The sequence below is a fragment of the Solibacillus sp. FSL R5-0691 genome (assembly GCF_037974225.1).
Taxonomy (GTDB): Bacteria; Bacillota; Bacilli; order Bacillales_A; family Planococcaceae; genus Solibacillus.
In genome coordinates this window covers 198,953-212,500 of sequence record NZ_CP150231.1, presented here as the reverse complement: position 1 = coordinate 212,500, position 13,548 = coordinate 198,953, and the positions used below count along the sequence as shown (strand labels likewise).

Annotated in this window: 11 protein-coding genes and 1 pseudogene (1 of these 12 running past the window's edge); 9 read left to right on the top strand and 3 right to left on the bottom strand. The window is 35.8% G+C overall.

From position 1 onward, the window contains the following. Positions 1-1,471: the 3' portion of a carboxypeptidase M32 gene (locus tag MKY51_RS01045; protein WP_339174788.1), read on the top strand. The gene continues 17 nt to the left of window position 1, outside the view; the window shows 1,471 of its 1,488 coding nt (coding positions 18-1,488); the start codon falls outside the window, past its left edge; it ends in the stop codon at positions 1,469-1,471. A gap of 649 nt (positions 1,472-2,120) precedes the next feature. Here MKY51_RS01045 and MKY51_RS01040 read toward each other — a convergent pair. Next, positions 2,121-2,735: a CoA pyrophosphatase gene (locus tag MKY51_RS01040; protein ID WP_079523288.1), complete on the bottom strand. Its 615-nt coding sequence runs from the start codon at positions 2,733-2,735 to the stop codon at positions 2,121-2,123. A 139-nt stretch (positions 2,736-2,874) separates the two neighbouring features. On the opposite strand from MKY51_RS01040, the pseudogene MKY51_RS01035 reads away from it, so the two are divergent. From MKY51_RS01035 to MKY51_RS01025, 3 genes and pseudogenes are all read left to right on the top strand, one after another. Continuing rightward, positions 2,875-3,408 (top strand): annotated as a pseudogene (locus MKY51_RS01035) (ABC transporter substrate-binding protein); the annotation flags it as partial. Between the two features lie 273 nt (positions 3,409-3,681). Continuing rightward, positions 3,682-3,885: a hypothetical protein gene (locus MKY51_RS01030; protein ID WP_339174786.1), complete on the top strand. Its 204-nt coding sequence runs from the start codon at positions 3,682-3,684 to the stop codon at positions 3,883-3,885. Between the two features lie 41 nt (positions 3,886-3,926). After that, positions 3,927-5,531, top strand: coding sequence for a recombinase family protein (locus tag MKY51_RS01025; RefSeq protein WP_339174785.1), 1,605 nt, complete (start codon positions 3,927-3,929; stop codon positions 5,529-5,531). A 314-nt stretch (positions 5,532-5,845) separates the two neighbouring features. On the opposite strand, the gene MKY51_RS01020 is transcribed toward MKY51_RS01025, so the two are convergent. Beyond that, entirely contained in the window at positions 5,846-6,760 is a 915-nt protein-coding gene (locus tag MKY51_RS01020) for a hypothetical protein (RefSeq protein ID WP_339174784.1), read from the bottom strand. Positions 6,761-6,972: 212 nt separating this feature from the next. Between MKY51_RS01020 and MKY51_RS01015 the strand changes: the two genes are divergently transcribed. From MKY51_RS01015 to MKY51_RS00995, 5 genes are all read left to right on the top strand, one after another. Further along, positions 6,973-8,082, top strand: a complete 1,110-nt coding sequence (locus MKY51_RS01015) for a hypothetical protein (RefSeq protein WP_339174783.1) — start codon at positions 6,973-6,975, stop codon at positions 8,080-8,082. 1,086 nt (positions 8,083-9,168) lie between these two features. Next, positions 9,169-9,639 carry a hypothetical protein gene (locus tag MKY51_RS01010; protein ID WP_339174782.1) on the top strand — a complete coding sequence of 157 codons (471 nt, stop codon included), beginning with the start codon at positions 9,169-9,171 and terminating at the stop codon, positions 9,637-9,639. Further along, complete coding sequence (locus MKY51_RS01005) at positions 9,640-10,386, top strand: ABC transporter ATP-binding protein (RefSeq protein WP_339174780.1); 747 nt, start codon at positions 9,640-9,642, stop codon at positions 10,384-10,386. Next, positions 10,376-11,170: an ABC transporter permease gene (locus tag MKY51_RS01000; RefSeq protein WP_251691486.1), complete on the top strand. Its 795-nt coding sequence runs from the start codon at positions 10,376-10,378 to the stop codon at positions 11,168-11,170. Before MKY51_RS01005 ends, MKY51_RS01000 begins: the two co-directional genes overlap by 11 nt. Positions 11,171-11,414: 244 nt before the next feature. Continuing rightward, a complete protein-coding gene (locus tag MKY51_RS00995; RefSeq protein WP_339174778.1) occupies positions 11,415-11,999 on the top strand; it encodes a helix-turn-helix domain-containing protein in 585 nt (194 codons plus the stop codon). A gap of 74 nt (positions 12,000-12,073) precedes the next feature. Here the strand turns inward: MKY51_RS00995 and dacB are convergent, their stop codons facing one another. Continuing rightward, positions 12,074-13,468, bottom strand: coding sequence for a D-alanyl-D-alanine carboxypeptidase/D-alanyl-D-alanine-endopeptidase (gene dacB / locus MKY51_RS00990; RefSeq protein ID WP_339174777.1), 1,395 nt, complete (start codon positions 13,466-13,468; stop codon positions 12,074-12,076). Positions 13,469-13,548 lie beyond the last annotated feature (80 nt).

Below are 13,548 nucleotides of genomic sequence, written 5' to 3'. Positions count from 1 at the left end.
TAATTATGTGAAGAAAATACAAAACTATTCAGAGGCGCTTTCCGTTATTTATTGGGATATGCGTACAGGGGCTCCTCGAAAAGGGTTGGAGCAACGTGCGGAAGTAATCGGAACATTGTCCGCAGAATTATTTGCTCTTCAAACGAGTGACGAACTGGGAAAATTGCTGTCTGAGCTTCAAAATGAGAAATTGGACTTTGTGACGCAACGTCTGTATGAAGAAGTTAAGAAAGAATATGACGAGTCTAAAAAGATACCAGCTGAAGAATTTAAAGCTTATACGATTTTAAAAGCAAAATCGGAAGCAGCTTGGGAAGAGGCAAAAGAAAAGTCGGATTTTCAGATTTTCCTGCCGTACTTAAAAGAAGTAATCGATTATCAGAAGCGGTTTGTTCAGTACTGGGGTATTAAAAATGGTTCTGCCTATAATACATTATTGGATAAATATGAACCGAATATGACGACGGATACGCTTGACGAGTTATTCGGTGAGCTGAAGGCAACAATCGTTCCTTTAGTAAAGGCTATCGGTGAATCAAAAAACAAACCGGATACTTCTCTATTATTTAAACACTTCCCGAAAAGCGGACAACATGCTGCTTCACTGGAATTATTGAAACAGCTTGGCTACGACTTTGAAGCTGGCCGTTTAGATGAAACGGTCCATCCTTTCATGATCGGTTTAAACAGCGGAGATATTCGGATTACGACAAAGTATGATGAAAATGATTTCCGTTCTGCTGTTTTTGGCACAATTCATGAATGCGGACATGCTTTATATGAACAAAATATTGATGCTTCATTAAACGGCCTGCCATTATCTACAGGTGCTTCGATGGGAATTCATGAATCTCAATCACTGTTTTATGAAAATATTATCGGACGGAATGAAAGCTTCTGGAAACATCATTATGCTATTTTACAAAAGCACTCTCTTGAACAATTTGGGGACGTACCGGCAGAAGAATTTTTAAAAGCGATCAATTTCTCAGAGCCTTCGTTAATACGTATTGAGGCAGACGAGCTTACTTACCCGCTTCATATTATGATCCGCTATGAAATTGAGCGAGAGATTTTCAATGGGGACTTACAGGCGGAAGACTTACCGCGCGTTTGGAATGAAAAATATGAAGAATATTTAGGGATACGTCCAAAAAATGATGCAGAAGGTGTACTGCAAGATATGCACTGGAGTGACGGCAGCTTTGGCTACTTCCCAAGCTACGCGCTGGGCTTCATGTATGCGGCGCAATGGAAACATGCAATGGATCAGGACATTCCGAACTTCGATGAGCTTTGCGAACGCGGAGAATTAGCTCCTATTAAAGATTGGCTAACAGATAAAGTCCATCAGTTCGGTGCATTGAAAAAACCGAATGAGCTAATTTTGGAAGGTACAGGTGAACCGCTTTCCGCAAAATACTTGGCCGACTACTTACAGGAAAAATATACAAAGCTTTATAATCTGTAGTTTTATGAGGCTGGGACATAACCAGAAAAATAGCTTTTTTTTTGCTGAGCGTTAAAATTGATTTCCATTCCGGGACGCTTTCCGCGGGCGTGACCTGAGCCTGTAGTCTCAGGCTTCACGCTATTCCCGCAGGAAGCTTTGCTTGTAGCGAAAGGCGTAGCCGTCAGTTACACTCGCCCTCCATTCCAATCAATTTTGCAATATATCCATTTCTTAATAAAGGCTTTCCTTTTATTTAGCAATAATTCTACTTATGTCCCGGCCTCTTTCCATAAAAAACCCGCTACATTTAATATGCAACGGGTGATTACGGACTTATGAAAATATTTTTTGCAGCAGTTGATATCCTAAACCTTTAAATGCGATATCTAAAGCTGAAGCTATCACAATCACTACAACTACTCCTATATAAAGCATCTTTTTCCCTTTCATAAATGCCTCCTGATTCTATGTTTGTTATGATTCCCTGTTCTTCGTACCGCTTTATTTAAGCTATATACGATTCTTCATTTTCTACGTGTCAATATTAGAACAATACACTGATTTTAACATAGGATTTATATATTTTCCCGCCTCATCAAAACTATTAATGATCTAAGGCAATCAAAGGAAAAGGCGTCTCCCCGGTAATAGGAAGACACCTAAATTTTTATTTTAATTTTTCAATAAAGTGCTTTAACAATCGTGCGGTTAAACCCCAAATTGTGTACTTTCCATATTCATAAAACCATTCTTCCATCCGGCTTGAACGCCATTCGTAATTTTCGCCGTTCGCAATTTTATCATACGGAAAATCAATCGGAGGCTTCGGTTCAACCGGAACATAATGCACATACGGCTCATGCGTCAGCAACCAGTTTAACGGGACTGTAAACAGTTCTTCGACTTCATCCTTATTAAATGTATTCAGTTCCGACTGCTCGATGATCCCGATGAACGGATAGACAACAAAAGCCGGTGATATAACAAATGGACTGAGATTGCCTATTAGTTCAATCGACTGTTGATCGATACCGAGCTCTTCATGTGTTTCACGAAGCGCTGCAGCGAGCGGCGATTCATCTGTCTCATCAATTTTTCCGCCCGGAAAGCTAATATCGCCAGGTTGTTTGCGCATTGTTAACGCACGCACCTCAAACAAAATATGCCACTCGCCCTGTTTTTTTACAAGCGGGATGAGCACGGCCGACCGAAAAGCAGTGTCTTCCCCTAAAAACAGAGGCTGCGGTTTTGCAAGCTGTCCTTTCAGATGATTTAAATCCATAACATTCTCCACCTTACTAAATAGTTATCTTTATCGTACCATGACCGCCTTGCATGGTGAAATGGAAATATGGAAGTAACACCTCTCACCCCTTTACTGCATACGATACAACAACACTATTAGAGAAAAGGATGACCAAATGAAATGGCTTAGAACCGCCCTTTTCGTTGGGCTTTTATTGTTGTTGGTCGGCTGTGGACAGAAGGATTTACAGGAAGTAAAAGTAGGCGAAGTAACCCGTTCTATTTTCTACGCTCCTCTTTATGCAGCGATTGAAGAAGGCTTTTTTGAAGATGAAGGTTTATCGATTCAACTGTCAACGATCCCTGGCGGAGACAAAACGATGACCGCGCTTTTATCGGACGGCATTGATATTGCCTTAATTGGAGCTGAAACGTCGGTTTATGTATCAGGTCAAAATCCAAACGATAAAGTAATCAACTTTGCACAGCTAACACAAACAGACGGAACATTTTTAGTTGCGCGTGATCAGAATATCGACTTTAGCTGGGATGGTTTAAAAGGCAGTACATTTTTAGGTCAGCGTGTTGGCGGGATGCCGCAAATGGCCGGCGAATTTGTGCTGAAAAAACAAGGGATTGACCCGCATAATGATTTAACTTTGATTCAAAATATTGATTTTGCTAATATTGCGAACGCCTTTGCTTCAGGGTACAAAAAACACTACCACATATTAAATAAAAGTATTGCAAATGAAGTCCACAATTAATAAAGCATCTGCAACGAAAGCTGATCCTTAAAACTCTTTATAATGAAGCATTAATGAATAAAGCTTGGCTTTCTATATTGCCTCTGAATAAATAACGGAAAAAGGGAACGTATTGAATTAGGTGTTCTTATAAGACATTTTTCATGTAAAAAAATGACTAATATTATCGATTTGAGACGAATACACTTTAACACCCCATAACATCGGAGTGATTTTATGAAGGAAGTAAGTCATCAACAATCGTTGGGTGAAATTGTAATAGGTGAAGTAAAGTATCTACACAAACCAGATGATAAATTTGATTATTTACAGGATATCTCAGATAACGAAGTAAAAATACATTTGAAATTTACCAAAGATCAAGAAAAAAGTAATGATGCTAAAAATGCATTAAAAACGTTCTTTTTAGAGATATTATAAATATCTCTCTTTATTAAAGGCGAACGAACGGGTGTGTGAAAATGAAACGGGTTTGGTGTCTTTTTCGAGTATCTAAGAAACAACAAGTAAGTACAGATGATGATATTCCAATGCAAAAAAATTCTTGTCATGAATTCGTTAAAAACAAACCTGATTGGATAATAACAAATGAGTTATACGAAAAAGGTGTATCCGGTTGGAAAAAAACAGTAAACGAACGAGATGAAATGGCAATTCTAAAAGAAGGAGCATTAAATAAAGAATTTGACGTATTATTGGTTTTCATGTTTGATCGTTTAGGTCGAAGAGAAGATGAAACACCAGTAATGGTAAATTTTTTAGTTCAGAATGATATTGAAGTCTGGTCTGTAAATGAGGGCCAAAGGAAAATTGAAACTCATATTGATAAGCTTCTAAATTATATAAGCTTTTGGCAAGCAGATGGTGAAAGTCAAAAAACTTCCACTAGGGTAAAAGAAGCAAAGAAACAGCTAAGTGAACAAGGCTATTTTCAGGGCGGCTCGGCACCAATTGGATACAAAATTGTCGAAACTGATGAACAGCATTGGAAAAATAAAGAACGACGATTTAAAGAATTAGTACCTGATGAAGATGAATCTGAAATGATTAAGTTAATTTATAAATTATATGTAGAGAAACATATGGGTTATAGGAAAATTGTTGATTATTTAAATGAAAATGGATATCGAAATAGGGATGGTAAAGTTTTCATGGTGAGTACTATTCAGAGAATATTATCGAATTCAATTTACATTGGATTAAAGAGATATAAAAATGCTGCAGGAGGAACGCAGCCATTTAACGAAAAGTTAAGAATTATTCCAGATGAGTTATTTAGTCAAGCTGAACAAATAAGAAATAATAGGAGTAGTGATATTAAAGATCAAGACAAATCTGATATACCAAGAGCAGGTAAATTACTTTTTTCAGGTTTGGCATATTGTGAATTTTGTGGTTCAAAACTAACCTCTAATTATCTGTATAGGAACTCAAAATATAATAACAAAGATGGCTACTATAAAAACACCATTTACCGATATAAATGTCCTTTAAACAAAGGGAAGCTATATTGTGATCACCAGCAAAATATCTGGGGTGGGAAAAAATTTGATAGACTAATTATTAATAAGATAAAATTTATCTTATCACAATTTGAATTGAAATCCTTTCTTGATACAAGCAAAAATACGAAAGCTGATTTGCTAAAGCTAAAGGAACGGAATGTTCATAATTTAGAAAAAGAGTATTTAGCTTTGACAAAGCAACATGAAAAATTAAACCTTGAAATTGGGAAAACTTTAATTGGGGAAAGTTCTTTTACTGCTGAACAGTTATCAGCAGCCATTAATGTAGTAGAAAAGCAAATAGAAGAAAAATTATCACAATTAAATTCTTTGAAAGAAGAATTAGAAAAAGAGAGAGAGAACTATTCGGATGTAAATTATTTAGCAAATGAATTAGAAAATTGGGAGCAAAAATTTAATGAAGCAGATGATGATTTAAAAAAAGCAATGCTCTCAAGAGTAATTAATAAGGTTTATTTAGGGAAAAATGAAATAGAAATTGACCTGAATATATTGTTAGCAGATTACTTTGAAGGAAAATTTTTGGGGCCCGTTGATTAGAATGAAGGGCTGGCTACTTCAGCGGGAATAGCGGGACTACCGATACCGTAGAAACAAAGCGACGAGGAGGATTGGCACCCGATCGCGAAGCACGTCTCCTAGAATGGAAATTAACGGTTTTCACTAGTTAACTTTATTTTAAAACAAAAAAGACTGTAGACAAACTCGAATCTCTTAGATTAATTCTAAGGCTTAGGTTACAGAAACTAAGCCTTTTATTATTATTTTGTACTTACTAACACAATCATATTTGTTACAGCTACTATTTTAGTGACGTTCGTGTCACAGGAACATTCATACGAACTTATATATAGTTAGTCGTCTACTGAAAAAGTATCGTAACATTTTGTATTCTTTCCAATTTCAGAGTACTGACGTATCTGTTTATAAAGATTTTCACATTGTAGAGATTTAGTTGTTAAACCTATAAATTTTAAAAAATCGATTATTTTATATATTTGATTCCATAATTCAGGACCAAAAGAATTTGAGGTAACTGCATTAGATAAAAGACTAAAATACTTAATCATTGTTTGAATATACATATTATCCATAGTATCTTCTTTTAATAAATACAATTCGTTCATATAGAATTGCAGATTATTATTTTCACCATTCACAAGCTTTTTTTCAATTATATTAAACAACAAAATAGCTTTTTCATTACGATAACGCAAAATATTTGAGTGAGTTTGCATTTTCTTTTTTACTCTACCGTACACACTATCTATAAAATCACCTGATAAATGAGGAATTGTATTTATAAATAAAGTAATTTCATAATATCCCCAACTTTCACACCTCATTAAATAGTCAGCAATGACCGCCCGAGCCTTCTCATTTGTTTTATCTTGATTTAAATAATTTATTAATAACTCTATTAAAGAAACATAGTGATTATATTTTTCAAGCTGTGTTTTATTATATTTTTCAAAAGCTTCTGCCTGTAACTTAGATAAACTTTGGGTATCTTTTTTATAAAAAAGATTGATGTATCGGTTTATAAAGTAAAAATCAAGATTATTTTCTTCTTTATATGTCGCTTCATACTCTTCTAATGTTATATTTAAACGTTCTAATATTTGGAAAAACTTTGAGACAGTTGTATCACTTAATCCATTTTCAAAACGAATAGCTGCCTGTTTAGTTAATATAGATTTATATAGTTCAATAGATTTTATACCTTTTGAAAGACGAATATTTCTAATTGTTTCACCTATTGGTCCCATAAACCCCTACCTCCATTTTAACGTAACTAATTAGTTACCAAATATATAGTGCTAAGAAAAATATGTTACGTTAGTATAACCAAAAATAAAAGGAATGTAAATTTTTGGAATAAAAAGACTGGAGGTTATACTATGGTTGAGTTAATTGAGTTAATTACAATATTGTGGGATGTGGTTGGAGGTTAAATAAATATATAGGAGGAGATTTATAAATGAATAAGAAAATTTTAATTAGTAGTCTTTCAATTTTTATGATGACAACAGCATTATTAACTGATAATACTTCTGCCACTGACATAAATAACAAAAAAGAAAAACCTATTATAGAGGAAGTAAATAAAGAGAATATTGAAGATTCATATTTAACTACAAGTAATTGGGCAAGAAACATAGGAGTTAAAGCAGTTTTTGCAGCCTTAAATAAATCATCACAATATGTATTCAATAGAGATCCATCAATTAGTTATGGTTCGACTCGTGATACTGCAAGTTCCGGTACTATTCATTTTAATCAAGGAACACAGAATATTGCGAGTGTAAAGAAGAGTGTTGAAGTTGTAAAAAAGGGCCATCAAGTTGAACTTTGGGCTAATTCAAATAATTTACTTTATACAGGAAAAATAGTTGTTTTGTTAACAACACCTGGTGGAACAGATGTTATAAATAAAAGTGTAGGTCATAATCAATACTCATGGTATTCTGCAACAGGAACTGGGACTCATCAAGCTAGATACGTTACTAGCAATAAAGATTCTTGGAATTTATGGCAGGCATACTATCATTGGGGAGACTTGGCATCATCTTGTACTGGTTGTACGGAATATAGTGTACCAATTAAAAACTATTCCACATTTACCAATGATAATGGGGAAATTGTTACTTTTGAAAATATTGATGGAAAAATACATATAGTATCAGAAAATAGCAGAGAAAAAAATAATAGTCTTACAAAAACGAACTCATTATACACTTTTGAGGAATTATACCATGAGTTTTTTGATGAAAAGTTAGAACTTCTAACTGATGTAGCTAAGAATATAAAAGAGAATGATATAGTAATTTTGAAAGATAATATATCTTCTATTATGTATGATCATGTTAATAATGAAACTGAATTAATTTTTTATACAAAATTTGGGGAACAACCTATAAGATTTGCGGGTGATTTAACTAAGAAGTACAAAGCGGGGGATAAAATTAGTTTGAAATTTGTAGCACAAAAAATTTATCCTACTAAAGATTATATTAGTTTTAATTATAAGAAAGAAATTGAACAAAATGAAATTGCGCCTAATATCGAAGATTACATACTAGATTATTAGGAATACTTTTCCACCTACAATACTTTTTGTAGGTGGAAATATCTTTTATGGTATAATTCACAAAAATATTAAAAATATTTTTTTAGAAAAGGAGTTTAAAATGAAGAATAATATAAAGCATACTAGTTTATTTGTCGCATTTTTTTTTATTTATCTTTTATTTTTCATAACAGTTATTAATTATATTTTTTCTTTCTCATCAAATAGTTTAAATTTTGTTGTTTCTATTTTATTAATTATTTTTGTAGTGTTTATCACACAAATTACAGTTAAAAGAATTAGTAAAAAGTAGTTCGATGAGATAAAACATTATCAAATACCCTGCAAAATAAAAGTAGCTTCCATTCATATGAAATGCTAAATTATAAATAAATGTTCTAAATACTAATAACTCATTATTGGAATTTATCCATTTGACCAATTCTTAATTCTTTATTAGTTTTAATTTTACGGGTGCTATTTTTATTGATTGACCACTGCAGCCATCACCCCGCTTTTATATAAAACCGAAAATGTGCCCCTGACAAGTAGATACTTGTTTCATTCCGCCTTTTTAAGTAATTAATTCTCAAAGGTGAATCTGCATCAAATAAGGCATTAATTTCATTAGAATCACTAACAGTATTTACATATATCAATTTATACAAGTTTTAAAAGGTGGGTGCTGAAGTGCCCCCTCACAAGTAGATAGTAGAATTAATAAAAATATGTTACGCGGCTTAAACTCTGAATTCTGAGGGGCTTAAGCCGTTTAACCGTTTTTTTGATAACATTCTTGATTATAGAAATGCATGTAGTCAGTACAGGCTTCTTCAAATTTCACTTAAAAATGTACCCAAGTACAATGTCCCGCATGAGGCATCCTTTACACAATAATTTCATTCTTCTCTCACACGTATAAGTCATTTCGATTTGTTTCATATATTCAATCACGATGAATCAAAGGCTGCCGACCTCCTTCCAATGTCTGAATAGTTAAAATTATTATTTTAAATACTAAGTAATTATTTGGAATAATACTTCCTTGCCACACAGCAATGATTCACCACAATAAAGTTACTATGGTAGCATTATAAATAATGTTTTTTGTACCCATTAGCCTTTGCTTCAGGTACGGGTGATTATGTACAACTTTTCGAACCGACTGCAAGTATTTTTGAACAGCAAGGTATCGGAAAAATCGTCGCTTCATTCGGCGAAGAGCTTGGCGCCATTCCATATACGGTATTTATGGCGAAAGAAAGTACATTCTCTGAAAAAGAAATGATGGATAGCTTTACAAAGGCCCTTTATAAAGCACAAAAGTGGGTTTACGAAGCATCGAGTGCTGACGTGGCAAAAGCGATTGCTCCTTACTTTGAAGATACAGACCAAAAAATTATTGAGCAGGTTGTGACGCGTTACCGTGATCAGGATTCTTTTGCAAAAGATCCGATTATCGATGAAGAGGAATTCCAAAATCTACTTGATGTAATGACCGAAGCAGGCGTCCTGGAGTTTGAGCCGGCTTATAAAGATTTAGTAAACCGGTCATTTGCAGATGCGGTTGTGAAGTAAATGAGTTACTTGGAAGTAAAAAACGTTACCCATCATTTCTTTAAAGAACAGCAAGTCGCAACAGCTCTTGAAGATGTAAATTTTACAGTTAATTCAGGAGAATTTGTCTCCTTTTTAGGTCCGAGCGGCTGTGGGAAATCCACACTGCTCTCTTTACTGGCAGGCTTATTGAAACCAACAACCGGTTCGATTGATTTTGCTGAATCGGATGTTGAAATCGGCTATATGCTTCAGCAGGATTTTTTGTTCCCATGGAAAACAATCGAAGACAATGTCGCACTTGGTTTGAAACTGTTAAAAAAAGAAGAAGATCACTCGATTGTTGATGAATTGCTCGAACAATTCGAATTGGCCCATACGAAAAAGCTTTATCCGCCGCAGCTTTCAGGGGGAATGCGCCAACGTATTGCGCTTGCCCGTACACTCGCCGTGAAGCCAACATTACTTTTGCTTGATGAACCGTTTTCTGCACTCGATTTCCGATCCAAACTATCACTTGAAAACTTTGTATCGGATACATTGAAACAATTTTCAACGACTACTATTTTAGTAACGCATGATATTAGCGAAGCCATCGCGATGAGTGATAAAGTATTTATCTTTAGCCCTCGTCCGGGGACTATCGTGAAAAGCTTCATCATTCCACAGGAAGTTCGTGAACTGACACCATTCGAAGCAAGAAATGCCCCTGCTTTCCAAGTACTATTCCAGGAAATATGGAAGGAGCTTGATTCGGATGAATATTGAACAGCTGCAGCAGCAATATAATGAGAAACGGCGACGTGAAAAACGCAAAATTTTCTCTTTCCAATTACTGCTCCTTGTCGGTCTTCTTCTATTTTGGGAAATTACGACACATTTCCGCATACTGGATCCGCTCATTTTCAGTAGTCCACGTGCGGTTGGGAGCCTTTTTATCACAAAAATAACGGACGGCACCTTATTCCCGCATATTGCGATTACATTGTTCGAAACCGTTGTTGGCTTTATATTAGGGACTCTTCTTGGGACATTGCTTGCGATTTCCTTATGGTCTTCCAAAACATTTGCCAATGTAATGGACCCCTATCTTGTCGTATTAAATGCAATGCCTAAAGTAGCGATCGGACCGATGATTCTCGTTGTTTTCGGACCGAATATGCTTGCAGTTCTAGTAATGGGTGTGCTCATTTCAGTTATTATTTCGACCATCGTTATTTTTTCAGCTTTTCAGCAAGTAAACGAAAACTATATTAAGGTAATGCAGCTTTTCCGGGCATCCAAATATGAAACATTCCGGCATGTTATTCTTCCTGCCTCTACCCCGACGATTATCTCTACTTTAAAGGTGAATGTCGGCTTGTCATGGGTTGGGGTTATTGTCGGAGAGTTTTTAGTATCATCAAGCGGCCTTGGTTATCTTATTATTTCCGGGTTCCAAGTGTTTAACTTTACGTTAGTATTCTTGGCGCTTCTCATCATTATTGTATTGGCAACGATTATGTATAAAGGCGTTGAACTGATTGAACGAAAGGTATTGGAAAAGCAGTGATTAGTGAGTTGAAGAAGTCTCCGGGGCAAATTGAAAAACATCCATTTTCCTCTGGGGGGAGAAAAGTGGATGTTTTTGTTTTGTGTTTTATATAAAGGTTAATATCCTCATCAAAAGAACGGTTTAAGCTTCCCCATTGTCGGAAAGCAGAATTTATAATCCCGTTTTACCCATCCAACTCTACGCTCCGTTTGTTGCACATCGGCTTTAATCCTTTTATGCTAAAACAGTAGGAGGGAAACGAATGGATAATGAAAAAATTGGCCAATTAATTTATACATTGCGTAAGGGAAAAGGAATGACACAAAAACAAGTAGCCGATGCACTGTTTTTATCAGACCGCACCATTTCAAAATGGGAAAGAGGGATTGGATGTCCTGACATTACACTTCTCCCTCAGCTCGCTGCCCTCTTCGATATTCCAATAGAAAACTTACTGACAGGTGAAATAAAACAAAATGATTTTGTAGGAGGCAATATGAAAAATTCAAGCTATTATGTATGTCCAAGCTGTTCCAATATCGGTTTAGCAACAGGTAATTTTACAGTTTCGTGCTGCGGACGAAAATTGGAGCCATTAGCTGCTGTAAAAGCTACGGACGAACAAAAACTAAATGTGGAAGAGATTGATATGCAATGGTCCATTTCCGCAAACCACCCAATGACGAAAGACCATTACGTGTCATTTATCGCGCTGGCAACAGGTGATCAGATTCAATTGTACAAACAGTTCCCTGAATGGGCTTTGCAGGCGACAATTCCTCGTAAAAAACATGGGAAATTAATTTGGTTCGATACACGTGATGGATTATTTTATCAGTATATTTAATTCCTTAATAAACAGTCTCCAACTATTAGACAATAGCTAATAATTGGGACTGTTTTTGTTGAGTTTTTATATTTTTATACCAAATCAATAATCGCCTTCAACCCTCCATCCAAAAACGGAATCCCCTCTTCCCTTCCTTCAAGCATAATCGAGAAAATGTAGTCTCTCCCGCTTTTTCCTGTTACATAGCCTGATAATGTATTCACTTCATGAATATAGCCTGTTTTAGCGAATATTCGCTGTTGCAGTTCCGGCTCTAAAAAGCGGTCTTTTAATGTTCCGCCAACTAGTCTGTTTATATTCCCTCCAACTGGAAGTGATTCGTAAAAGTTCTGGAAATACGGTTCTTTTTGCAGCACATACAACAGCTCGGATATACCATTTGAGTGCAGACGGTTATGATGTGATAAGCCCGAACCATCAGCAAATTGCCACGTCGCAAAATCAATTTGCTGCTTTTCCAAATAAGCGCGCATTACTTTTAGGCCATGCTCGTAATCGCCTACTCCATGCTTTTGTTTCCCCATCGTTTTCAGAAAAATATCGGCGATGCTATTATTGCTTAATTTCATAAAAATTGAAAACATCTCCGCGATTGAGCGAGACTTATGCGTGTGTATTAGTTTTGCATGGTTTGGCGTTATGCCGCTATCAATGCTTTCTTCCTGTTCAAAACGGATGCCTGCATCTTTGCATAGTTCTTTGAAAAACAGCAGCGTGTTTTTCGTAGGGTCCTGGTGGGACACCCAAACTTTCGCCGTTTCTCCTTCCGGTATTTCACCTGTAATCATAATTTGACTTGTATTATTAATGCGGTAGATTTCCAATGTGTTTTCAGCACTTTTGTCTACTGATTTTGCTTCATTAGAAAGTTGCATACCACTTAAATGCGGGATGACGTTAAAACTCGGCTTTTCTCCGACATTCCCTGCAGTTGCTTCCACAATAATTGTGCTCGCATCAAAATCTTCATTCGGTGACATCGTAATGGGCGAAATACGGGCCCCGTAATAATGGGTTTCCCCTTCATCATCAACACCCGGTGGCAATGTATCACCCGAGAAATATGTATCATCCCCGATTAGCTTACCCTTCACCTGATGGATGCCTTTTTCCCTTAAAACTTCCGCAAAATGCTTAAGTGTTGCTTCATTTATTGTCGGATCACCGTAACCCTTCACGTAAATATCCCCGTTTAACGTATGGTCCTCAACATTTCCGTCGATAAAAATTTCTGTTTTAAATCGGTAGTCCAGTCCAAGCTCCGAAATTGCAGCTGCCCCTGTAAGAATTTTCATATTGGACGCAGGACGCATTAAACGATCCCCTCGGTATGTATAAAGAATCTCCCCAGAAGTCCGGTCACGCAGCGTAAAAGTGGCCTTATCTCCCCCTAAAATTGTTTCCACTATTTCGTCCAATTTCGTAATTGCATCGCCATTTAAGTTTTTCTCTTGAATCTCCTCCATACTAGCCCCCTAAATTGTTAGAATTTACTGTAAATTTATTCTAACAGAAATATTTAGTTACGGTTAGCAGGAATTGAAGC

Excerpts from the sequence above, each read along its gene's own strand:
- MKY51_RS01040 (WP_079523288.1), bottom strand. The coding sequence starts at position 2,735 with ATGGATTTAAATCATCTGAAAGGACAGCTTGCAAAACCGCAGCCTCTG.
- MKY51_RS01030 (WP_339174786.1), top strand. The coding sequence starts at position 3,682 with ATGAAGGAAGTAAGTCATCAACAATCGTTGGGTGAAATTGTAATAGGT.
- MKY51_RS01025 (WP_339174785.1), top strand. The coding sequence starts at position 3,927 with ATGAAACGGGTTTGGTGTCTTTTTCGAGTATCTAAGAAACAACAAGTA.
- MKY51_RS01020 (WP_339174784.1), bottom strand. The coding sequence starts at position 6,760 with ATGGGACCAATAGGTGAAACAATTAGAAATATTCGTCTTTCAAAAGGT.
- MKY51_RS01015 (WP_339174783.1), top strand. The coding sequence starts at position 6,973 with ATGAATAAGAAAATTTTAATTAGTAGTCTTTCAATTTTTATGATGACA.
- MKY51_RS01005 (WP_339174780.1), top strand. The coding sequence starts at position 9,640 with ATGAGTTACTTGGAAGTAAAAAACGTTACCCATCATTTCTTTAAAGAA.
- MKY51_RS01000 (WP_251691486.1), top strand. The coding sequence starts at position 10,376 with ATGAATATTGAACAGCTGCAGCAGCAATATAATGAGAAACGGCGACGT.
- MKY51_RS00995 (WP_339174778.1), top strand. The coding sequence starts at position 11,415 with ATGGATAATGAAAAAATTGGCCAATTAATTTATACATTGCGTAAGGGA.
- dacB (WP_339174777.1), bottom strand. The coding sequence starts at position 13,468 with ATGGAGGAGATTCAAGAGAAAAACTTAAATGGCGATGCAATTACGAAA.